A 21,576-nucleotide genomic window follows, 5' to 3' on the forward strand; every position below is an offset into this window, starting at 1 on the left:
AGCGATGGAGTGAGGAGCACCGCCGATGCATGATGCGATCCCCCTGGCGACAGGCGTCGAGACCTCCGACGGCGGAGATCCCACCCCCCTCGCGGTCCGCCGCGCGGCGGACCGGTTCATCCGATTCGTCGACGCCGTGACGGCAGGCACCGTCGAGGCGCCGTTGCCGGGCGGTGGCCGGACCGCCACCCGGTTCGATGCGCTGTCCGCAGTGGCGGGGGACGACCTGTGCGCCGCCCGGCTGGCGGAGGGCCACCTCGACGCCGTGGCGATCCTGGCCGAACTGGACGGCGATCCGGTGGCGCCCGGCCAGTACTGGGGGGTGTGGGCCGCCGAACCGCCGGGCTCCGGGCTGACCGCGACCCGCGGCCCGGAGGGCGGCTGGGTGCTGAACGGTCTCAAGCGGTACTGCTCCGGAGCGCACACCTGCACCCACGCCCTGGTGACCGCCACGGCGGAGGACGGCCGAAGGCTCTTCGCCGTCCGTACCGGCATTCCGGAAGCGCGGGCGGGTGGCGCGACCCCGGGATGCAGTCCGGTCCCCGGCACCTGGCAGGCGATCGGCATGGCCGGCAGCGACAGCCCCGACCTCCGCTTCACCGACGTTCCGGCCACCCCGGTCGGCGGGGTGGAGGCGTATCTGCGCCGCCCCGGCTTCCACCACGGCGGGGTCGGCGTGGCCGCGTGCTGGTACGGCGGGGCGCGGGCGGTGGCCCGCGTGCTGTTCACCCGGGCGGAGCAGCGCGCCGACCCGTTCACCGATGCCCGCGCCGGCGCGGTGGACCTGCGGCTGTACACGGCCGGTACGGTGCTGCGCCGGGCGGCCGAGGAGATCGACCTCGACCCGCTCGACAAGGCGGGGGCGGCCGGGCTGCGGGCGCTGCGGGTGCGGGCCCTGGTGGCGGAGGTCTGCTCCGAGGTCCTGGACCACGTGGGCCGGGCGACCGGCGCGGGGCCGTTGTGCCATGACGAGCGGCATGCGCGGGCCGTGACGGACCTGGGCGTCTACGTGCGCCAGCACCATGCGGAACGGGACCTGGCGGCCCTGGGCGGGCTGGTCGCACGCGGTCCGGAGGACGGCCGATGAGCACGGTGGAGGGCCGGAGCCCCGAGGGCCACGCCGACGCGATCCAGGCCCCGGGTACCGACGAGGCGCTCTGGCGCGCGTGGCACGGCTGGGACCGGCTGCCGGACCACACACTGCCGGAGGAGGGGCGGGTGGTGGTGGTCGCCGCCCATCCCGACGACGAGGTGCTGGGCGTGGGCGGCACCATCGCCCGGCTGGCGGCGGCCGGTCTCGCCGTGACCGTGGTGTCGGTCACCGACGGGGAGGGCTCCCACCCGGACTCGCTCGTCCTCTCCCCCGCCGAGCTCGCCGAGTTGCGGGCCCGGGAGCTGGAGGAGGCGCTGGCCGAGCTGGGTGCGGCCGGGGCCGAGATCGTACGGCTGAGACTGCCGGACACGGGGGTGGGCGATCACGAGGCGGCGCTGGCCGGCGAACTGGCCGCCCTGCTGCCCGGCGCGGCACTCTGCCTGGCGCCGTGGACCAAGGACGTGCACAGCGACCACGAGGCGGCCGGCCGCGCCGCCCTGGCCGCCGCTCGGGCAACGGCCGTGCCGTGCGCGCTGTATCCGGTCTGGATGTGGCACTGGGCCGAACCCGGCGACAGCAGGGTCCCGTGGGAGCGGGCCGCCCGGATCGTCCTGCCGTCGGCGGCGCAGGATCTCAAGCGGGCCGCCGTCAGCCGGTTCGTCACGCAGATCCGGCCGCTGGGCCCCGCGCCGCAGGACGCGGCCGTACTGCCTCCGGAGGAGCTGACGCACCATCTGCGCGGCTGGGAGGTGGTCTTCGTATGAGCCGCCCCGGCACGCCGGCCACGTACTTCGACGCCCTGTACGGCTCCGCGGAGGACCCGTGGAGCCTGACCGAGCGGTGGTACGAGCGCCGCAAGTACGACCTGACCGTCGCGGCCCTGCCGCTGCCGCGCTACCGCCGGGCGTTCGAACCCGGCTGCTCCGTCGGGGAACTCACCCGCCGGCTGGCGGACCGCTGCGACACCGTGCTCGCCTGCGACCGGGTGGAGTCAGCCGTCGGGACCGCACGTCGGCGCACCGCCGAACTCTCCAACGTGTCGGTGCACCGGATGCTGCTGCCCGAGGAGTGGCCCGAGGGCTCCTTCGACCTGATCGTCCTCTCCGAACTGCTCTATTACCTGGACGCGATGACCCTCGACACGGTGCTGGAGCGGACGGTGTCGTCCCTGGAGCCGGAGGGCACCCTCGTCACCGTCCACTGGAACCATGCAGTGGAGGAACATCTGACCACCGGCGCCGGGATCGCGCGACGCGTCGCCGAGCAGCCCGGCCTCGTCCTCCTCGCCGACCACCGTGAGGAGGACTTCGTCCTCCAGGTCCACCGGCGGGCCACCGCGAACGGCGAACGGCCCGCCGGGGTCGCCGCCCGCGAGGGGCTGGTGTGAGCGCGCGAACCGTCGCCGTGGTCGTCCCCGCCCACGACGAGGAGGCGTTGCTGCCGGCGGCGCTCGCCGCGATCGGCAGGGCGGCCCGCCACCCCGCTCTCGCCGCGACCCGGGTCCTGACCGTCGTCGTGGCGGACGGCTGCCGGGACCGCACGTCGGCGGTGGCCCGCGACGCCGGGGCGCTCGTGGTCGACACCGCCTTCCGCAACCCCGGCCGGGCCAGGGCGGCCGGCGTTCGCCAGGCCCTGGCCCGGGCCGAAACCGCGGCGCCTGTTATCTGGATCGCGACGACCGATGCCGACAGCGTGGTCCCGCCCGACTGGCTGGCCCACCAGTTGGCCAGGGCCCGCGAAGGCTGGCAGGCGGTCGTCGGCACCGTCGTCCTGCCGCTCGCCTCACCGCTGGCCACGCCCCACCGGATCCGGTACGAGGCCACCCGGCCGCCGCCCGGAACCCCGTGGGCGCACCCGCACGTCCACGGCGCCAACCTAGGCGTCGCCACCGCCGCCTACCTGGACGTCGGTGGCTTCCCCTGCCTGGCCACCGGCGAGGACCACGCCCTGGTCGATGCCCTCGAACAACGGGGCCACCGCGTGCTGCGCACCGCCCGCTGCCCCGTCCTCACCTCTCCCCGGCTCCAGGCCCGCGCCCAAGGCGGCTTCGGCGACTACCTCGCCGCGATGCCCCGCCCCGCGGAGGCGTGAGGGGCGGGGCGGCACGGGTGACCGGGCCGATGCAGATGACGTCCAGCCTCAGGCCTTCGGGCTACTTCTTGATCCCGTGCTCCGCCGCCCAGTCGTACGCGACGTCCTCGGGGTCCTTCCTGTCCTTGTCCACCAGGCGGTTGAGCTCGGTGAGGTCCTCGGTGGTCAGTACGCCGCCGAGGCGGGCGAGCGCCTTGCGGACCGTCGAATCGGCCTTGCGGTCGGCGATGAGCGGGACGACGTGCTGGCCGGGGATGAGGTTCTTGGGGTCGGTGAGCACGACCCAGCCCTCGGCGGTGATGTCGGTGTCGGTGGTGAAGAGGTTGGCCACGTCCACGTCACCCTTCTTGAGGGCGCCCTTGACCAGCGGGCCTGAGGAGTCGAGGGACTTGAACTCCTTGAACTCCACCCCGTACACGTCCTTGAGGCCAATCGAGCCCACCGTGCGCTTCTTGACCTCGGGGGCCGCGCCGATGATGAGCTTGCCGTTGTGTTTCGCTAGGTCGGCCAGGGACTTCAGGCCGTACTTCTCGGCGGTCTCCTGGGTGACGGCGAAGGCGTCGGCGTTCTCGGCCTCGCCGTACGGGAGGATCTGGAGGCCGGGCGGCAGCGCGACGGCGAGGGCGTTCTGCATGGTTCCCTCCTCCGTGGCCTCGGCCTTCGCGTCGAGGTAGTGCAGCAGTGCGCCCTGGTACTCGGGCAGCAGATCGATGTCGCCGCCCTTGAGCGCGGGGATGAGGATCTCGCGGGTGCCGAGGTTGGGGCGGACCTTGGTCGTCACCCCGGCCGCTTCGAGGGCGGCCGCGTAGAGGTAGCCGAGGACCTGGTTCTCGGTGAAGTTGGCGGTGCCGATGGTGACGCCGCCCTCGCTGGAGCCGCCGCCCCCGCCGCCGGATCCTGCTCCGTCGAGCGAGGTGATGCCGCTGCTGCAGGAGGCGAGGACGGGGACGGTGGCGGCGGCGAAGAGACCGCCGAGGAGAGCCCTGCGGTTCATGGGGTTCACGCGGCTTTCACGGTTCGTACGGGTCATGAGGGGCCGACTCCTAGGCCTGCGGGGCGGGACGGTGGCGGAACAGGACGCGCTGGAGGGCGGAGAGCGCGAGGTCGAGGACGACGGCGACGACGGCCACGAGCACGGCGCCGCCGAGCACCTGCACGAGGTCGCGCTGGGCCAGCCCGTCGAAGACGTACCGGCCGAGTCCGCCGAAGGAGACGTACGCGGCGATCGTGGCGGTCGCGACGACCTGGATGAGGGCGAGCCGCAGCCCGGTCATGATCAGCGGCAGGGCGAGGGGCAGCTCGACCAGGAGGAGCACCTGGTGCCGGCGCATGCCCTGGCCGCGCGCCGCGTCCCGTACCTCGGGGTCGACCGCCGTCATCCCGGCGTACGTGTTGGTGACGATGGAGGGCACGGCGAGGGCCACCAGGGCGATGTACACGGGCCACATGGACAGGCCGCTGGCGAGGAAGACCAGCACGACGAGTCCGACCGTGGGAAGGGCCCGCCCGAAGCTCGACAGGTTGATGGCGATGAACGCGCCGCGCCCGGTGTGGCCGATGAGCAGGCCGATGGGCAGGGCGATGGCGGCGGCGATGAGGGTGGCGAGCAGCGAGTACTGGAGGTGCTCGGCGAGGCGGTGCCCGATGCCGTCGGAACCGGCCCACTGTTCGCCGCCGGTCAGCCAGGCGCCGAGGCCCTTGAGGAGTTCGTACATGAGGTCAGGCCCCCTGCTTCTGCCGGCGGGTCCACGGCGTCAGGACGTACTGGAGGGTGACGAGCAGGGCGTCCGCGACGAGGGCGAGGAGCAGGGTCAGGACGACGCCGACGATGACCGGCGTGGGGAAGTTGCGCTGGAACCCGTCGGTGAACAGCTGCCCGAGTCCGCCGTCGCCGATGTACGTGGCCACGGAGACCAGGGAGATCGCCATCACCGTCGCGATCCGCACGCCCGCCATGATGACGGGGAGGGCGAGGGGCAGTTCGACGGTGAGCAGGGTGCGCAGCGGCCGGGTGCCCATGGCCTTCGCGGCTTCCTTCGTCTTCGCGGGGACGGAGTCGAGGCCCTCGACGGTGTTCCGCAGCAGCACGACGAGTGTGTAGATCGTCAGACCGATGACGGTGGTGGTGCGGGTGAGTCCGCTGACCGGCAGGAGGAGCACGAAGACGGCGATGGAGGGGATGGTGAACAGGACGTTCGACAGCCCGAGGAGCAGTCCGCGCAGCCTGCGTACCCGGTGGGCCACCACGGCGAGGGGAAGCGAGACGAGCAGGCCGAGGAGTACGGCGGTGAGGGCGGCCTGGAGATGGGAGAGGGTCAGGGCGGTGAGGTCGTCGGTGTGGTCGGCTATCCACGACCAGTCGACGCTCACGCGGCCACCGTGCTTGCCTCGCTGTGCACGTGGCCGGCGCGGTCGTGGATGTCCTCGCGGGAGGTGACGCCGGTGAGGACACCGTCCGCGTCGACCCGGGCGACCAGGCCGCTGGGCGCCGCGATGGACTCGTTGAGCGCCGAGAGGAGCGAGTCGGTGTCCCGCAGCGGCCGGACCGGTATCTCCGTGCCGCTCTCCCCGTCGCGCCAGACCAGCGGCTTACGGGCGGGGTCGAGGGTCAGCTGCCAGCGGGCGCCCTTGGGGGCGGCCCCCTGGGCGACCCCGGCGAGCGTCGTCAGCGACAGCAGCTTGAGACCGCGCTCGGCGCCCAGGAAGTCGGCCACGAACGCGTCGGCGGGGCGGGCCAGGAGTTCGGCGGGGGCGGCGCACTGGACGAGATGGCCGCCGGTACGGAAGACGGCTATGCGGTCACCGAGCCGTACGGCCTCGTCGATGTCGTGGGTGACGAAGACGATGGTCTTGTTCAGCTCTCTCTGGAGTCGCAGCAGTTCGTCCTGGAGCTGGGTGCGGACCACCGGGTCGACGGCACCGAACGGCTCGTCCATCAGGAGCACCGGCGGATCGGCGGCCAGGGCGCGGGCCACGCCGACGCGCTGCTGCTGGCCGCCGGAGAGCTGGTGCGGGTAGCGCTTGCCGGTGTCGGCGGAGAGGCCGACCGTCTCCAGGAGCTCCGCCGCCCGCGCCCGGGCCTTCCGGCGGCCCCAGCCGAGCAGCAGCGGTACGGTCGCGATGTTGTCCACGACGGTCCGGTGCGGGAAGAGCCCGGCCTGCTGGATGACGTAGCCGATGGAGCGGCGCAGCTCGGCGGCGTCCTGCTCCAGGACGTCCTTACCGCCGACCCTGATCGTCCCGGAGGTCGGATCGACCATCCGGTTGATCATGCGGAGCGTCGTCGTCTTACCGCAACCGGAAGATCCGACGAGGACGGTCACGCCCCCTTCCGGCATCTCAAGAGTGAGGTCGTGCACCGCGGTTGTGCCGTTCGGGAAGCGCTTGTGGACCGTATCGAACTGGATCATGAGGAGTCCCTTGCCCGGCTGCATATCATCATGCAGAGTTCTCCGTGACTGAATAGATTGTCAATAGGTTGTCGCCGCACAGGCGCACATCTCTGGCGATAAGTGGCCGCAAGGCAAGACGGAGCGCCCGATGGAGGATGAATTGCCGCCTATGTCGTCTCATACTTCGGACAAGGTGGCTCATGACCACCACGCGGTCATCGTCCTCGACGGCCGCCGACTCATGGTCCCAGATGTCGTACGCATGGCCGAATCTCTCGCCCGGCCCGTTCCGGCGACCGAGGGCATGAAGCGCGTGGAGGACTCCTGGAACGCCGCGCGGGAAATCGCTTCATGGGGCCGCGTCTACGGCCGCTCCACCGGCGTGGGCGCCAACCGGAATGAGTCCGTACCCACCGAGGCGGCCGCCGATCACGGGCTGCGGCTGCTGCGCAGCCATGCCGGAGCCATCGGCGAGGAGCTTCCCGCGCGCGAGGTCCGCGCCATGCTCGCGGTCCGCGCCAACCAACTGCTCGCCGGGGGCGCCGGACTGCGCCCGACCGTCGTCACCGCCCTCTGCGAAGCCCTGGAGACGGGCGCCTACCCGCAGGTCAACGCCTTCGGCTCGGTCGGCACCGGCGACATCGCCGCGCTCGCGCAGATGGGCCTCGCGCTGGCGGGCGAACACCCCTGGCAGGGCAAGGGGACCGCGCCCGAACCGCAGCCGCTCGACAACAACGACGCCCTGGCCCTGATCAGCAGCAACGCCCTGACCCTCGGCCAGTCCGCGCTCGCCCTGCACGAGCTGCGCGGCCTGATCGCGGCCACGCAGGTGGTGGCGGCGCTGTCTCTCATGGCGATCGACGGTTCGTACGAGGCGTACGCGCTGCCCGTGCACGAGGCGCGGCCCCACGCCGGCTCGCAGGCGGTCGCGGAACGGATGCGGCGGCTGCTCGGCGCCCCCGACCGCCCCACACCGCCCCTCGGGCGGATCCAGGACCCGTACGGCTTCCGCTGCGTCCCGCAGATCCACGGGCCCGCCCACGACGCGGCGAACGCGCTCGAAGAGGTCCTCGCGGTCGAGATCAACGCGGCCGCCGAGAACCCGCTGATCTCGGCCGACGACATGGCCGCCTACCACCACGGCGGCTTCTACCTCGCCCAACTCGCCCTGGCCCTGGACCACTTCAGGCTGTCGGTGACTCAGGTGGCCCGCCTGTCGACCTCCCGCCTCTCGACGCTGAACGAACCGGGCTTCACCCGCCTGCGCCCCTTCCTCGCGGACGGCGAGCCGGCGTCGTCGGGAGTGATGATCCTCGAATACGCGGCCGGGGCGGCCCTCGGCGACCTGCGGGCCTTCTCCGCGCCCGCCTCCCTCGGCCACGCGGTGCTCTCCCGGGGAGTGGAGGAACAGGCCAGCTTCGCGTCCCTGGGCGCCCGGCAGACCCTGCGGGCGTGCGCGGCGTACCGCCTCGTCGTGGGCTGCGAACTCGTCGCCGCTGTCAGGGCGTTGCGCCAACGCGACCTACGGCTCGACACCGGGCTCCCGGTCGGCCGCGCCTTCCAGCTCGCGGACGCGGTCCTCGACCCGGAGCTGGCCGACCGGCCACTGACGGACGACGTGACGACGGCCGCGGGAATGCTCGACCGGTTCACCGAGCTGTGGCTGGAGCTGGGGGCGGGGACGCCGGCTGGGCGGTAGTTCCCTGGGGCGGTGGTGCCGGGCGGCGGGCCTCAGCCGGTCCCCAGGATCACCGCCCTGGCGGCGAGGCACGCTCTGGCATCTCCGGTCTCCATGATCAGGCCACCGCACAGGAGGCGTCCACAGTCAGTTCCTTCCTGCGGCGTCGCGACGGCGAGTTTGTCGCTCGCGCGGCCGAGGTGGGGGTGCGGGTGTCGTCGCAGGCGGCGGTCGGCAGGGTTGCCCCGGTGGCGACACCGAGCGGATGAAGCGCTACGTCTGTGAGGCCGACGGCAAGTCCGCGGACATCGTTCGCGGACGGCGACCTCGACTCGGCCGCCCTCGCGGCCGGGCAAGGCGCCCTCTCCCGGCAGGCCAGACCTGTGCCGCGGGCTCCAGCGTCCTCGTACGGCGCGAGGTGTACGAGCAGTTCCTCCGCAGGTACGGGGAGGCGATCGGGCGGCTGCGGGTCGGCGCCCCCTCGACCCGCGTACCCACGTCGGGCCGGTGTCCTCGGCCGTGGCTCTGGAACGGATCGAGGGATATGTGGACGACGGTCTGGCTGCCGGCCCTGGACCCGCGACGCGGCACGCGCGCACCGGGGGGCTCGACGGTCGGAGGCGGAGCGTGCCGTCCGGCGGTTACAGGCAGTTCGACCTGAGCCGGGAGAACGAGGTCGAGGCCGTCGCCGAGTTCCCCCGGACGAAGTCCGTCATGACCGAACACCGCATCCCGGCCGACCCGTTCGGCGACTGACCACAGCTCGCCCTGCGGAGCCCCGCGCCCTCCGGGACGAGCGTGGATTTCACGGTACGTCCGTGAGGACCCGTCCGACCTCCCGGGAGATTCCTTCGGGTCGATCGTCGGGAGCCGCCTTCCGAGGCTCCGCCTGTTCGGCTCCCGGCCCCGGGCACGGGCGCTTCGGCGCGCATGGGTCCACCGGGGCGGCCCGGCGGCCCCGCGGGCGGCCGCGACCGGTCTTTCCTTACGAGAAGAGAGCCCGTACATGCACCTGGGCATACGGGACCGGCCCGTACAGCGAGATCCCGGGAAGGGGAGCGGCCCGTACGACGGGATCCCGGGAAAGCGGCCTCACCCCGTACGGCCGTGGCCGAGTATCCGGGTGGCGACATCCAAGGGGTCGGCCCAGACGTCCCGGGGCGCCGGGTCGTCGGCCCGGCCGCGCATCTCCCGCACGCTGTCCCACAGAGCCGCGGGGTCCTCGTCGGCGTGGGTGCGGGTCAGCAGACCGGTCCGCTCCAGCATGTCCATGCGCTCGGCGAATCCGACGCGCATCGCTCGGCCGGGGTCCGGGGTGACGGAGGCGATGACCGGCACGCCGTTGGCGACGAGTTCGCACCCGGTGAAGCCCAGCGCGTCGGCCAGTACGACATCGGCGGCCCGGTAGTACAGCTCCGGCCGATCGCTCCGCCCGACCCATCGGACGTTGGGGGTGGCGGGGACTCGCCCGCGTGTGGGGGGCGGGTCCGCCAGGAGGAGGAGCTGATCCGTCGGAGCGGCGTATCTGCTCCACGCCTGGAGCGCCTGCAACTGGATGCGCAGGGCAGCGATACGGTCCGGGCGACCGCCCGCCGCCACTGTCAGGACGAGCGCGTCCTCGTCGAGGCCGAGGGCCTTGCGCGCCTCCGCCCGCTGTGGTGCGAAGGCGTCCACAAGGGGGCCGCAGAACCACACCGGCGCGGTCGTAGCCGGTGCGACCGGGTGTGCCTCGGGAAAGTCCGGGACCACCACCCCCAGCGCGTCGTCCATGATCGAGTCGGCGTCGGGCCAGCCGAACTCGGCGAAGAACCAGTCCGTGATCAGCACGTTCGGAACGTCGAGGACTCGGCGGCAGAAGCCGGGCACGGTCAGGAACTCGTCGCTCACCACCAGGTCGGCGTCGGCACGCTCGTACAGGAATCGCCAGACGCTCCAACTCGCCGCCTCACCCATGTCGTCGGCGTCTTCGAAACCGAGGTCGATGGCCTCGACACCGCGGGAGCGGTAGTAGTCCGCTCCGCTCCCCGCCGAAGCCAGCCTGATCTGTATCCCGGGGTTCACCTGGCGCATCGCGGCCATGATCCTCAGGTCTCTGGCAGCGTGGCCGTAGCCATGACCGCGTGAGACGAAATTGACTCTCATCGGTAAGTTCCTCTTCAGCCGCTGAGCGACCGGTGGTCGGGGGAATCGACCGTCACGGAGGACGTGACGCCCTCGGTGAAGGCCGCATGGGCAAAGCTCTCCAGGACGGGTGACAATTCCAGGAGTCGTTCCGGCAGTAAGTACTGGTCGAAGATCCCGGGGCCGATGTTGGCCAGAGCGACCCGCCCCAGTCTCCGGCCGAGCACCTCAGTTGGGGCCACGGCATGGTCGCGGAGAAGCCGACGGAGTTCGGTACCCGCCAGCCATGCGGTGATCCACAGGCTGATCACGATGTCGGGCCGCAGATCCGGTTCGGCCCGGTGAAGACCCGCCGACCGGCGTGCCGCCGTGCGTTGCAGTGCGGGCACGTCCACGTCTCGTCGCAGCAGCGTCTCGAGCAGGCCGCGCTGCGACCAGCCCGAGTCGCTGCCGGGGTCCCGCTCCAGGTAGTACGGCCTTCCGTACGAGCGTGAGAAGCAGGGCAGCAGGTCCAGCCGGGCGTCCACCACCGGCGCGGTGTCGCTGTGGGGTGCGGTGGAATAGCAGGCGGCCAGCCGCAGCCCCATCGGGGTATTGCCGGTGAGACTTACCTCGGTCGCGTGCTGGACCAGATTCGGAACGGTCACGTATTCGGGGACCCCGAGCCGGCGCAGCACACCGGCGATCATGACGTCGTCCTGCGGGACCTCCGGTCTCGCCCTCGCCAGTTCACGGGCCGCCTCCGCCGGCAGAACGAGTCCGATACAGGGTGTGTACGGGTCGCACACCTCGGCGAAGGGCTGTCCGAGCCAGGCCGCCAGGTGGACGGCGGACGACGTGGCCGAAGCCCATTCCGTGTAGAGGCTGATCGCGGCGGCCGGCCGCTCACCGATCATGCGCAGCACACGTTCCCGCAGGTCCGCGACGGGGACGGCGTCGTCCTGAAGGACCAGGTGGTGGGTGGCATGGTGAGCCACTGTCCCCCAGGCGAGCACCGCGGTCCTCGCCGAACAGGAGCCGGCGCCGTAGGGGTCGGGATCCTCGACGACCTGGAAACTCAACTCCGGCAGGCTGTCCCTGAGTGCGAGGGCTCTCGCCCTGCGAGCGGGGTGGGTCATGATCGCCGCGGAGAGTCTGATGGGGGGACTCATGGCGTCGTACCCGCCTCGGACAGGTCCTCGTCGCGCATGCGCAGGAGGTCGGCGTATCGGCCGGGCGTGGTACGGAGTTCACCGTGGGTGCCGTTCTCCACGACGAGCCCGTCCGCGAGAACCACCACCCGGTCGGTGTCCTTGACTCCGGACAGCCGGTGGCTGATGACGACCGTGGTCCGGTTGCCGCGCAGTTCCTCCAGTGCTGCCTGCACAGTTCGTGCGGTCGCCCAGTCCAGAGCGCTCGTCACCTCGTCGAGCACGACGACGGGGGCGTCCGACAGCAGTGCGCGGGCCAACCCGAGCCGCTGGCGTTCGCCGCCGGAGAGCTGGTAGCCCCTTTCGCCGACCGAGGTGTCCAGTCCGTCGGGGAAGGAGGAGACGAGATCGTCGAGAGCCAGTCTGGACAACACGTCGCGCAGTTCGGCCTCGGTGGCATCGGGGCGGGCGAGGAGGAGGTTGTCCCGGAAAGAGGCGTTGAAGATCCCGGGCTCCTGGGGCACAAGCAGGACCGTCTCGGACGGCTTGTCATCGCCGCCGGACACCCGGACCGTACCTGCGCCGGGCTCCAGCAGTCCCGCTACGAGGTAGCCCAGGGTGCTCTTTCCGGAGCCGGTCGAACCCACGATCATGGTGGTGGAACCGGCGGGGAAGTCCAGGTCGATCCCGCGCAGTGTGCTCCTGCCGCTCTCCGGATAGCGGTAGGAGACCTCGCGCAGTGTGATGCCGACCGCGGGTACCTGGGTCCCGGTGTGCGGGTTCCGTGGCGCGGGCAGGGCCGCCGTCGGTCCGAGGTCGATGTACTCGAAGATGCGGTCGAAGTGCGCCAGTGACCGCCGCACGGACGTACTCAGGCCGAGTAGCGCCTGGATGGGCTGCGCGAGCTGGAGTTGCAGCACGACCAGCACGATCGCGGTGCCGATCGACAGGCTGGTGAAGCCGCCGCCGGCCATCCAGTAGACCACGGGCGGGATCGCCGCGAACGAGACGCCGATGATCGACTCCGCGCTCGTCGCCATGGAACGCTCACGGATCGTCAGGCCGGTGATGGCCGACGACGACGCGCGGAACCGGTCGCGCTGGCCGTCCCAGCAGCGCAGCGTACGTCCCATGAGGACACCCGGCAGGGAGAGGTGCTCGCCGGTCAGACGCAGCATCTCCGATGTGTGCTCCTGTGCCTCGACAGCCAGGAGCCGTTGCCGCTCGGCGTAGTGCTGGTTCATGATCACCAGCCCCAGTGTGAGACCGATCGCCACCACGGCGACGGGCCAGCTGAGGATGAGCATGGCGGTCCCGATGGTAACCACCATCGTCAGTGACCCGAGCGCACGCTGGGCGGTGAAGGTGATGACATCGGAGATGCCGCCGATGTCACTGGCCAGCCTTGTCTGCACCTCCGCCCCCGAACGGCCGGCGTGGAAGGTGATCGGCATCGACTGCACCCGCTCGTACACCTCCACTCGCAGACCGTGAACCACTCCGAGTCCGATGGAGTTCGTCAACCGGCTCTGCAGGTAGAAGAAGCCGCTCTGGGCGATTCCCACGGCGAGCATGCCCAGACACATCCACAGCAGCAGCTCCCGGTCGCGCTGGGGCACCGCCTCGTCGACGATGACGCGGAGGAACAGCGGCCCGCTGATCCCGAGCCCCGTGGACAGCACGACGGTCAGTAGGGACAGCGCGAAGTTGGCCTTGTGCGCGGCGAATCGCCGCAGTACGCGCCGGCCGAGAGCGCGTATCTGTATCCGTTCGGTGTCACTCACGGCCGAACTCCTGCGGGGCTTCGGCGGGATGCCCGAGCACAAGGGTGAACAGGTGCCTCGCCGGTGTACCGGTGTTACGGCGCACGATGCGGGTCACCTCGGGTGAGGAACGGCCGTACACGCTGCCGCCGAGACCTGCCGCGATCGCCGAAAGCCAGGCGTTGTAGCCGAATGCCGACGCCCGTAGGAGCGCCCGCCCGTAGTCCGACCCGGAGTTGTCGGACCCGGTTCCGGTGTCGGTTTCGTCGGTGATCGTCGCGCAGATCATGATCGTTACCGGGGCCGGGGCGTAACGCGCGGCGAGCAGAGCCGGTTCGGGGCTGTCGCCGTGATCGGTGAACTCCCCCGCGAGGGGCTCCGCCGCCGTGGCCTGTCCTGCCAGGGACCGCCGAGGTACGTACTGGCGCAGCCGCGTTCCCAACGTGCCCGTCACACCGCTGACGAGCCATGCCTGCGGGGTGGTCGCGGCCGTACCGTGCGGCCACATCTGCCGGTCGGTCGACGTGGCCAGATCCAGAAGGGTGGCGAGGTCGGTGTCGGGCACCGGGTCCTCCCGGAACCGGCGGACCGATCGACGGGCTGTCAGCACATCGTGGAGCGGCGCGCTCCGAGAGATCCGGGAGGTGTCCTGGGTCGACGGCCCGTCTGGAACGGTCCGCTCGGCGGGGCGGTCTGCGGGGGCGAGGGCACGCTTCGCCAGCGACCACAGGTCGGTCTCATTGATCAGTGGCATCGCGCGCTCCGCGGGGTCCACAGGCCGGCCACAGCCAAGACCTGTTCGTCTTCCTTGAGTTCCAGCAGTGTCGACAGCGTCGGCTGCCAGCGGTCGTTGAGGGTGACGCGTGCCCCTCTGTCGCCGGCCACCGCGTGCAGTTGCGCGAGGGCGCACCCGGCGTCGAGGTGTCCCAGCCTGATCCCGAAGTTGCTGTACTTGAGCTTCAGTCTCCAGAGCGCGCCGACGACGACCAGAACGACGTCCGAACTGTCCGTGATCCCGGTCGCGTCGAGCATGGACCGCCATAGACCGGGTCCGTGGGTCCGGCGGGTGACAAGGAGTCGGTGTTCGACGTCGTCGTACTTCATGAGGGTGTGCGCGGGCAGTCCGGAGACCGTGTCCGCGCACATCAGATACAGCTCGACCGACGCGAGGTCTCCCCCGGACGCGGTCCACCTGCGGGGTCCGCCGTCCCCGCGCCGTCCCACCGCCATCGCCGCCAGGTCGGCGACGAACGCGGCGTCGGCGGTACCCACTGTCCCGGATGGGCCCGCCTCGGATGCGGCCGACACCTCGTCACCGGTCGGGGCGGCGGACGCGGTCGCCGGTGGCGGAGGCAGTGGTATCACCGGTGCGGTGGGGAACGACTCGCGTTCCTTGCCCAGCGCCGCCAGGCGCTTCTCCCCGCCGGCGGTGACCGGAGGCTGAGGCCGGTCGCCGAGGGGATGCGCGGCGACTATGTCCTCGTACGCCTCAAGTACGGTTGCACACTCCCCCGAGCGGCGGGACGTCGTCGCGCATGATGCGCACCCGGCCTCGGCAGAGACCGCGTACCGCACCGCGGTGAGATCCGGCAGGGTCCAGCGGACGAGGGCCTGACCGGTGCGCATGCTGTCGATGTCGGCCAGGTAGGCCAGCGCTTCGCCCACCACCAGTCCGGCGGCGACCGCCCCCGTGGCAGTTTCGGCCGGGGCCGGCTGTTCGCTTCCGAACTCCGCGAGGTAGCCGCTGGTGAAGCAGCGTCGGCACAGCGTCGCCCGCGGATGCAGCAGCGGGCCTAGGTCGACCTGCCCCTGGTGCGCCGCGTAGTGCAGTACCGCGATGTCGCGGGAAGCGCAGTCGTCGGTGAAGCTGTCCGTGCTGTCATCGTGGCGGGGCGGGCCGCACAGCACCACGAGGCTGCCCGCCGCTTCCAGCAGGCTGTCGAGCACCTCGTTCCCGACCTCGGCCGGCGTCGACGCGCTGTGGACTGTTCCGACGCCGCTCATCGCCAGGTCGTCGCTGATGGCTTCCGTGTGTCCCGGTGGGGCGACGATCAGCACCGCGCACCGGGACAGGCGTTCCAGTACCTCGGAGGCGTCGCGGAACGAGGCCGAGGTGCCGGCGGTCACTTCCAGGTAGTCGATGACGCCGGCCGCCAGCGGCCTCGGCGGTGCGACCTCCCCGGAGAGGACGAGGCCCTGCTTCACCAGCAGTGCCACGGCCTGGGCCACTGCCTCGTACGGGAGGTCCGTCGCTTCGGCGAGGTCGCCGACCGTGCGGCGCCCGTCCATCGCCGACGTGATCGGCATCAGGAGCCGGAGGGCGTCCCCTCCGCCGATCCTCTTGCGTATCTGTCCGGCCGAGAAGACGACCTGGCCGTCGGCGGCGGAGACCGCCACCCCACCGCGCAACCGGGGCCGGAGGCCGCCTGCGGGGAAACTATCGGTGCTCGTCATGAGTGACGCCTCCCACGGTGCGGAGCAGGTGATCGAACTGTCGCGACAGGAGCGTACGTTGGGTCTCGTCGCCGCAGTGCGGGCAGCCGTGGCAGCCGATCACCTGGTCCGAGCGGACCGCCGCCGTGCGGAGATCGACCGTGACCACGCGCCCGCGAACCTGCTCGGCCAGCGACAGGCTCAGCAGTCCCGCGGCGATGCGCGCCTGATGCGGCAGGACCCCGGCTGCCGCCTCGACGCCGAGTCCTTCCTCCGCCGACAGGGGGGCCGATGTGTGCGAACAGTCCGGTGCGTGGGCATGGGCGTGTTCGTGGTTGTGCTCGTGCTCGTGCTTGGATACGGGTTTCCGGAGGGGAGCCGGCTTGTCGGCGTGCTGGTCCTCACGTGCGTGGAAACAGTCCAGGCATGGGCCGGCCACAGGATCGAAGTACGGTCCCACTCTGATGACGGGGTGATCGAACTCCACCAGGAGCCACGGCTTTCCCGCCTCGGAGGCCACCTGCCGGAATCGGCGTGCCAACCGCCGGGCGGGACGGTCCAGTACCAGTACGGCTGCATCGGCATCGACGAGCATGTCGCAGGTGATCTCCGGACCGACCTGGGTGACGGCCAGGCCCGAGATCTGCGGCAGCAGTTGGGACGCCCGGGTGCCGAAAGCCCCGGTACCGAGGACGGACAGACGGGTCAGGCGAACGGCTGCGGACATGGGTTCAACTCCTCGACAGGCAGTACGCGATATCCCATCGCCGCGGGGGCGGAGTAGAGCCGGGGATGCGCGTGATACTGGGCGAGCGGCACGAGGGACATCGGCTGGAGGTCCGGGATGACCACGGTCGCCGAGTGCAGTCCGACCGAGGCGAGTTCCGTCGTCGTCCGGTTCACGGCGATCACCGCCATGTCCAGCTCGGCGAACCTCCGGACAGCGCGGGTCAGCCCCTCAGTGGCATCGGCGGCGTAACGGCCGCGATCCTGGAACGAGGGCCGGTCGGGGTGGTCATCGGTAAGGAATGCGAAGTGCGGGGCATTCTCCGGCTTGCCCATGTACTTCGCGCCGTCCGAGATATCGGTGTAGTCGGCGAAGGACTCGGGCTCCTCCCACTCCACATGCAGCGAATCACGGAAGCAGGTGACTTCCAGCAACGCCTTGTACGCGGCATCCTGAATGGTGAGCCCGGTACCGCACCCGACCATGGTGCGTATCGTCTGGTCATGCGGTGCGGTCTGCATGCAGTACACCGTGGGTACACCGATGTCACTGGTGGCATCCAGCAGCACGGTGTCGAGGAAGCGATCGTGCGCCCACTCGACCACGGTGAGTTCCCGCTCGTCCAGCACGTCGAGAGGAATGTGCGGCAGCGGCAGCTTCTGTAGCCACAGAACGGCGATCATGTCCCGCTCGACGACCTCGCTCAGGCCGCCGAAGAGAGCACTCGCGGGATCGGTGTGCACGGCGCAGCCCGTCGAGATGCTCGCCACGAAGCGCTCGGCCGGGAAACGGCGCCCCGACCGGTAGGCCGCCATGGAAAGCGGCAGCCAGGTGGGGTCTCCGTCCCGGAGATCCACCCCCCGCACCCACCTGATCGGCGCGGCCGGATCGAAGGGGACGAGCGGGCACCGCGGATGCGCGTACTCCGCGTCGGACAGACGCGGGATCCGCGACCAGTCGAGCACCCTGCCATCGAGATCGTGCGCGGCGGCGGTCACTACGCCCTCCGTGCCGAACTGCGCCCCCGAGTAGCGCTCGCATCCCTCGGCGATGGCGAGCAGGCGTGCCCTGTCCTTGTCTCCCAGCGCATGTCCTCCGGCGACGACCCGGTCGTCCGCGCGTGCCTCGAAGCCCGGGAAGCCGCTGCCGAGATCGACCCCGTAGGAGCTCAGTTCCGGCAGACCTCGATAGCGGGACGGGGAGAGGTCGAAGGCGTCCCCGACGACGCCGTAGCGCGAGAGAAGCGGATCAAGCTGTTTCATGTTCACGTCATTCAGGTCAGGCAAGGAACACCGTGGTTCCTTGTCCGGGTGGCACCCGCCGACGGGTACCACCGCCGGCGGGCCGATTCGCTACCTACCGCCTCGACCGGCGGGGTCGGCCGGGGACGGCACTAGCAGCACGCGCTGCCACACGTGGCGCACTTCCAGCCGCCGCTCATGCAGTTCAGGCCGCAGCCGACACAGCCGGCACAGCTACAGCCGTTACCACCGCAGTCCGTGAGGATGCGCGAGGGGTCCGCCGGGCCCGCGATCAGATCGCGTACAAGGTCCTCCCAGGACTCATCGGCGTCGCCGACGACGAGGTCGACCGCTCCTCCTGGCGTGGGATCGGTGTCAAGCATCTACTCTTCCTTTCTCTCGCGAACAGCAAGTCCTCTCCGGCACAAAGTGGACGATCGCTGCACCGGAGCCAGGCTCAACCTAGGGTCGTCGATCGCGTTTCAAGCTCAAGAAGATGTGAAGGAAACCTGAGGTGTCAGATAGCTGCACCTTCAACGCTCTTGCGTGTAAATGTTTATGACGGACCATCAGGTGAACATCGCAGGGTGCCGCGACTGTTTGCCCTGATGGGGGGCGAGAGCGGGAACCGATTGCTGAGAAAACGGGACGGACCACGGAGCAGGCCAGGGGTCACCTCGACTCCGGGCCGGATCCGGGCAACGCCGGGATTCCAGCCTCACGGCCGCATTACCGCGGGACTCCGCATGCCCGTCCGACGTACTGCGGGCGCCACCTCGGCGGCGGTACTGCGAGAAACCGGCGTACGGGGCCGGCCTTGCGGCCCTCGGCACGCGAGAGTGTTCCGTCAAGGATGGTGCCGGTGGGCGCCACCTTCCCGTCCTCCCCGCCGACGCGCGGGTATTCCGCGTTGCAGGCCCGGTACGACGACCCGACCAGGACCTCCCCGCCGAGGCGACAACAAGCCGGCCCCGAAGCCCCGTCGGCTCGCCGCCGCCACGGACCGACGGTGGGGGGGTGCGGAGGCTGCATCCAGCGTGGGAAATCGGCCGGGCCCGTAGCGCTCCCGGGTCGGCGTGGCGATCCTCGGGCCTCCTTCTCCTCCGTGGCCACCCGGCTCCGACATCGCGACCCGCACACACGACAGCGTCCGCACCTCCACCCCCTCCTGATCCGGTGGAGCGGCGGCGATCGGCCTGTACACCTCCCCCGCCGTCTCCGCACCCGCCCCGATCAGCGACGCCGGCGCGCGATCAGACGGGCGTGACCGCGGCGACGAGCAGGCCGTACAGAAGTCGGAGCATCGGGTGTTGGGGTCGCTCCCGGGCTATCCCGCACCCGCCGGCGCCAGGAGGCCGAGACCTGGGACCTGACTACTGTTCAGATGGTGGCGTGGCTGGGGATGGTCGTTCTGAAGGGCGGATGCCCCCTGCTCGAGATGGTGGTCAGGGGCTTGCTGGGCAGCCCGCGGAGCACAGGACATCGGACAGGTCCGCGGCCACACACCACGCTCGCCCTCTGAACCCATGAACATCACGGCCTCTTCGGCGAGAGGCCGGCCCGGCCGTACACGCCGCAGGGCGACGAGTCACACGGGCGGGCCGACAGTGACCGGGCACGCTGTCAGAAGCGTGGCGCCCGGTGGCCCGTCGCCGTCAGGATGAACTGGGCGTAGGAGTCCGCGTTCATCAGAGCGCGCTGTCCCATGGCGTACCAGTTCGGCTGGCGGTCGGAGCCGTCGTTCGCGCCGCTGTACGTCGAGGGGTTCCCAAGGGCGCGCTTGCCGAGCATGGCCTCCTTGCGCTCCGCCGCCGACGTGGGCATGAAGGCGTCCAGTTCGGCGTTGCGGTCCTCCTCCTCTATCTCCATGTCACGGGAGCTGTACTGGTAGTCGAGTGTGCCTGCGAACCGGTGGGTCGCCTCGTGGATGATGGTCCAGGCGTCCTGGCCCCCGCTAGTGAGGTTGATCGGTCCGCTCCGGCCCATGTCCATGGTCGGAAGGTCCTCGCTCCTCTGCTGATCGGGGTTGAACAAGCGCGTGAACACGTCGGTCGTGCTGGGGGCGACCCAGCCTGCGGCCCCAGCCGGGGCGTCGCCGCCCACCAAGGCGATCTCTGCGCCCTCGGCGTTCAAGCCGGCCTGGATGCGCCGTACGACCTCCTTGATCCGCGGCAGGAAGATAGTGATCTGCTCGGGCGTCGCGGCCCGGAACGCGGGGAAGCCCGACTGCAGACCGGTCAGCAGCCGGCCCCCGGGGGCGTTGCCTGCTCCGTCCAGCAGGGTGAGCACCGTCGATATGGCCTGCTTGGCCTTGACCAGGGCCCTGCGGGTCTGTGTCTCGCGCCGTGGGTAGTCGCGGTCCGGGATGGCACCGTTCTTCGAGAACTTCACGTTCGCGCTGCTGTGCATCTGCTGGGTCGCGTCGTCGTAGACGTCGCCGTGCCGCGGTCTGCGCTGGCCATGAATACCCAGCCGGGTGGCAGTGCGGATCTCGTCCAGGTTGTCCTGGTTGCGCCAGCGGGTCTCCTGGCCTGCGCGGGGGTCGTCGAAGCTGGCGGCCTGGTCGTACTCCCAGACCGCGCGCTGTACCGCCCTGCCGCCGTGGAGTCCGGCGCGCGGCCTCTCGACTGCACTGGCGGCCGGAGCCCGCTGGGCAACGGCCGACGGTGCGGTAGCCGCTCCCTCCACGAAGGCGGCGCCGTCCGCGGCGGCCGCGTGCTCCGAGTCCTGTCCGGGGTCGGTCACCGTGACGCCGGTACCGTTGTCCTTGCCGGTCTCGCGGATGCCCCGGAGGTTCTTGTCGAGGTGGCTGGCCTCGTGAGCGAGGGTCTCGGTGTCCCCCACGGCAGAGGCGCCCAGGAAAATGTGGCTACCGATGGTCATGGCCTGCGCGCCGAGCGCGGCGGTGGCGCGCTGGGCGGTCGCGTCGTCGTGAACGCGGCCTGCGGAGAGGGCGTCGTTGCCGTAGAACCCCCTTGCCTTCGTGAGGAACGCGCCCGGCAGCGGGCTGCTCGGTGTCGCCATCGCGGCGTCGAGGAGACTGCGGTGATCCGTCGAGCCCGCCTTCTCCGCTACCTCATCCGCCTGCTGGTGCTGGTGCGCCGAGGTCTCCCGGCGCTGGACGGCCGTGTCCGCGTGCTCGCATCCCGGACCGTGCTGGTGCCGCTCCTGCTCGACCATCCGGGCCACCGCGGCGTTCCCCACCGTCCGCTGGAGCTCCAGCATGCGCGGAACCGGCGGGTTCGGTCCGCGCAAGCGGTGTAAGGCGTTGTCTCGTTCGTCCGACGACCGGTGCGGCTTTCCTCGCGCGTGCACGACCTTCCCTTCGGAACCTCGTTGGGCTGAACCCTCATCTGTACCGAAGATCGGGCTCTGTCCACAGGTCCGGCAGGGCAGTTCGCGGGCAGAGCTGAAGAGGCGTTGCGGAACCGCCGTATCAGCTCACGGGGCACGGTGACACCAGGGAGCACGTGGCCCGCCGAAAGCTACGAGGACTGCCCAGATGCGGGGTTGTTGACGGCTGGGGCCCATTGGAGTCCGTCGCAGACACCGCCGTACGGGCAGCGAACGAAGCTGTCCTCGCGTATCGCGGTGTCTGTTCTTTGCAGGCGGCGCTATTGGTTCCGGGCGGCCCACTTGAACGTGCCTCACCGCGCTCGCAACCGAGCCCCGCCGTCACACCCCACCGCCCCGGTCAAGGAGGCCGGATTTCCCACTGATCCCCAAAAATGATCAAGGGCCGGTTTCGGATTGCTCCGAAACCGGCCCTGACCTGCGACTGTCTCCAGTCGGGACGACAGGATTTGAACCTGCGACCCCTTGACCCCCAGTCAAGTGCGCTACCAAGCTGCGCCACGTCCCGATGCGATTCCGCCCGGTTTCCCGGGGCGGCCGCGCAGGACAAACA

Annotated in this window: 20 protein-coding genes and 1 tRNA gene; 7 read left to right on the forward strand and 14 right to left on the reverse strand. The window is 70.7% G+C overall.

Going from position 1 to position 21,576, the window contains the following annotated elements; translation table 11 throughout:
- Positions 1-25 precede the first annotated feature (25 nt).
- Genes ACFWRT_RS01030 through ACFWRT_RS01045 form a run of 4 tightly spaced genes read left to right on the forward strand, consistent with a single transcriptional unit; the run spans position 26 to position 3,184 of the window.
- Positions 26-1,087, forward strand: a complete 1,062-nt coding sequence (locus ACFWRT_RS01030; RefSeq protein ID WP_380948896.1) for an acyl-CoA dehydrogenase family protein — start codon at positions 26-28, stop codon at positions 1,085-1,087.
- Complete coding sequence (locus tag ACFWRT_RS01035; protein WP_380948897.1) at positions 1,084-1,857, forward strand: PIG-L deacetylase family protein; 774 nt, start codon at positions 1,084-1,086, stop codon at positions 1,855-1,857. The genes ACFWRT_RS01030 and ACFWRT_RS01035 overlap by 4 nt, the downstream gene beginning before the upstream one ends.
- Positions 1,854-2,480, forward strand: coding sequence for an SAM-dependent methyltransferase (locus tag ACFWRT_RS01040; RefSeq protein ID WP_380948898.1), 627 nt, complete (start codon positions 1,854-1,856; stop codon positions 2,478-2,480). The genes ACFWRT_RS01035 and ACFWRT_RS01040 overlap by 4 nt, the downstream gene beginning before the upstream one ends.
- Positions 2,477-3,184: a glycosyltransferase family 2 protein gene (locus ACFWRT_RS01045; RefSeq protein ID WP_380948899.1), complete on the forward strand. Its 708-nt coding sequence runs from the start codon at positions 2,477-2,479 to the stop codon at positions 3,182-3,184. The genes ACFWRT_RS01040 and ACFWRT_RS01045 overlap by 4 nt, the downstream gene beginning before the upstream one ends.
- 61 nt (positions 3,185-3,245) lie before the next feature.
- On the opposite strand, the gene ACFWRT_RS01050 is transcribed toward ACFWRT_RS01045, so the two are convergent.
- Genes ACFWRT_RS01050 through ACFWRT_RS01065 form a run of 4 tightly spaced genes read right to left on the reverse strand, consistent with a single transcriptional unit; the run spans position 3,246 to position 6,594 of the window.
- A complete protein-coding gene (locus ACFWRT_RS01050; protein WP_380949010.1) occupies positions 3,246-4,178 on the reverse strand; it encodes an ABC transporter substrate-binding protein in 933 nt (310 codons plus the stop codon).
- A gap of 49 nt (positions 4,179-4,227) precedes the next feature.
- Complete coding sequence (locus ACFWRT_RS01055; protein ID WP_380948900.1) at positions 4,228-4,899, reverse strand: ABC transporter permease; 672 nt, start codon at positions 4,897-4,899, stop codon at positions 4,228-4,230.
- Between the two features lie 4 nt (positions 4,900-4,903).
- Positions 4,904-5,554: an ABC transporter permease gene (locus ACFWRT_RS01060; protein WP_030572982.1), complete on the reverse strand. Its 651-nt coding sequence runs from the start codon at positions 5,552-5,554 to the stop codon at positions 4,904-4,906.
- Positions 5,551-6,594: an ABC transporter ATP-binding protein gene (locus ACFWRT_RS01065; protein ID WP_380948901.1), complete on the reverse strand. Its 1,044-nt coding sequence runs from the start codon at positions 6,592-6,594 to the stop codon at positions 5,551-5,553. The genes ACFWRT_RS01060 and ACFWRT_RS01065 overlap by 4 nt, the downstream gene beginning before the upstream one ends.
- 151 nt (positions 6,595-6,745) lie before the next feature.
- Between ACFWRT_RS01065 and ACFWRT_RS01070 the strand changes: the two genes are divergently transcribed.
- The 3 genes from ACFWRT_RS01070 to ACFWRT_RS01080 all read left to right on the forward strand — a co-directional run bounded on the left by ACFWRT_RS01070 (position 6,746) and on the right by ACFWRT_RS01080 (position 9,010).
- The gene (locus ACFWRT_RS01070) at positions 6,746-8,275 is read left to right on the forward strand and encodes an aromatic amino acid ammonia-lyase (RefSeq protein ID WP_380948902.1); all 1,530 of its coding nucleotides are present in this window, start codon (positions 6,746-6,748) and stop codon (positions 8,273-8,275) included.
- Positions 8,276-8,519: 244 nt separating this feature from the next.
- Positions 8,520-8,915, forward strand: coding sequence for an aldehyde dehydrogenase family protein (locus ACFWRT_RS01075; RefSeq protein WP_380948903.1), 396 nt, complete (start codon positions 8,520-8,522; stop codon positions 8,913-8,915).
- On the forward strand, positions 8,882-9,010 hold the full coding sequence (locus ACFWRT_RS01080) for a hypothetical protein (RefSeq protein ID WP_380948904.1): 129 nt from the start codon (positions 8,882-8,884) through the stop codon (positions 9,008-9,010). The genes ACFWRT_RS01075 and ACFWRT_RS01080 overlap by 34 nt, the downstream gene beginning before the upstream one ends.
- Before the next feature lie 336 nt (positions 9,011-9,346).
- Here the strand turns inward: ACFWRT_RS01080 and ACFWRT_RS01085 are convergent, their stop codons facing one another.
- The 10 genes from ACFWRT_RS01085 to ACFWRT_RS01130 form a co-directional block, all read right to left on the reverse strand.
- Positions 9,347-10,324, reverse strand: a complete 978-nt coding sequence (locus ACFWRT_RS01085; RefSeq protein WP_380948905.1) for a glycosyl transferase — start codon at positions 10,322-10,324, stop codon at positions 9,347-9,349.
- An 86-nt stretch (positions 10,325-10,410) separates the two neighbouring features.
- Positions 10,411-11,436, reverse strand: a complete 1,026-nt coding sequence (locus ACFWRT_RS01090) for a hypothetical protein (protein ID WP_380948906.1) — start codon at positions 11,434-11,436, stop codon at positions 10,411-10,413.
- A gap of 86 nt (positions 11,437-11,522) precedes the next feature.
- Positions 11,523-13,289: an ABC transporter ATP-binding protein gene (locus tag ACFWRT_RS01095; RefSeq protein WP_380948907.1), complete on the reverse strand. Its 1,767-nt coding sequence runs from the start codon at positions 13,287-13,289 to the stop codon at positions 11,523-11,525.
- On the reverse strand, positions 13,282-14,022 hold the full coding sequence (locus ACFWRT_RS01100) for a nitroreductase family protein (RefSeq protein ID WP_380948908.1): 741 nt from the start codon (positions 14,020-14,022) through the stop codon (positions 13,282-13,284). The genes ACFWRT_RS01095 and ACFWRT_RS01100 overlap by 8 nt, the downstream gene beginning before the upstream one ends.
- The gene (locus tag ACFWRT_RS01105; protein WP_380948909.1) at positions 14,013-15,722 is read right to left on the reverse strand and encodes a hypothetical protein; all 1,710 of its coding nucleotides are present in this window, start codon (positions 15,720-15,722) and stop codon (positions 14,013-14,015) included. The genes ACFWRT_RS01100 and ACFWRT_RS01105 overlap by 10 nt, the downstream gene beginning before the upstream one ends.
- The gene (locus ACFWRT_RS01110; protein WP_380948910.1) at positions 15,706-16,428 is read right to left on the reverse strand and encodes a TOMM precursor leader peptide-binding protein; all 723 of its coding nucleotides are present in this window, start codon (positions 16,426-16,428) and stop codon (positions 15,706-15,708) included. The genes ACFWRT_RS01105 and ACFWRT_RS01110 overlap by 17 nt, the downstream gene beginning before the upstream one ends.
- The gene (locus tag ACFWRT_RS01115; RefSeq protein ID WP_380948911.1) at positions 16,407-17,714 is read right to left on the reverse strand and encodes a YcaO-like family protein; all 1,308 of its coding nucleotides are present in this window, start codon (positions 17,712-17,714) and stop codon (positions 16,407-16,409) included. The genes ACFWRT_RS01110 and ACFWRT_RS01115 overlap by 22 nt, the downstream gene beginning before the upstream one ends.
- 107 nt (positions 17,715-17,821) lie before the next feature.
- The gene (locus ACFWRT_RS01120; RefSeq protein WP_356384456.1) at positions 17,822-18,052 is read right to left on the reverse strand and encodes a hypothetical protein; all 231 of its coding nucleotides are present in this window, start codon (positions 18,050-18,052) and stop codon (positions 17,822-17,824) included.
- 1,240 nt (positions 18,053-19,292) lie between these two features.
- Positions 19,293-20,894, reverse strand: a complete 1,602-nt coding sequence (locus tag ACFWRT_RS01125; protein WP_380948912.1) for an eCIS core domain-containing protein — start codon at positions 20,892-20,894, stop codon at positions 19,293-19,295.
- 563 nt (positions 20,895-21,457) lie between these two features.
- Positions 21,458-21,531, reverse strand: a tRNA-Pro gene (locus ACFWRT_RS01130).
- Between the last annotated feature and the right edge of the window lie 45 nt (positions 21,532-21,576).

Origin of the sequence: Streptomyces cyaneofuscatus (assembly GCF_042718795.1) — a bacterium.
Classification (GTDB): Bacteria; Actinomycetota; Actinomycetes; order Streptomycetales; family Streptomycetaceae; genus Streptomyces; species Streptomyces cyaneofuscatus_A.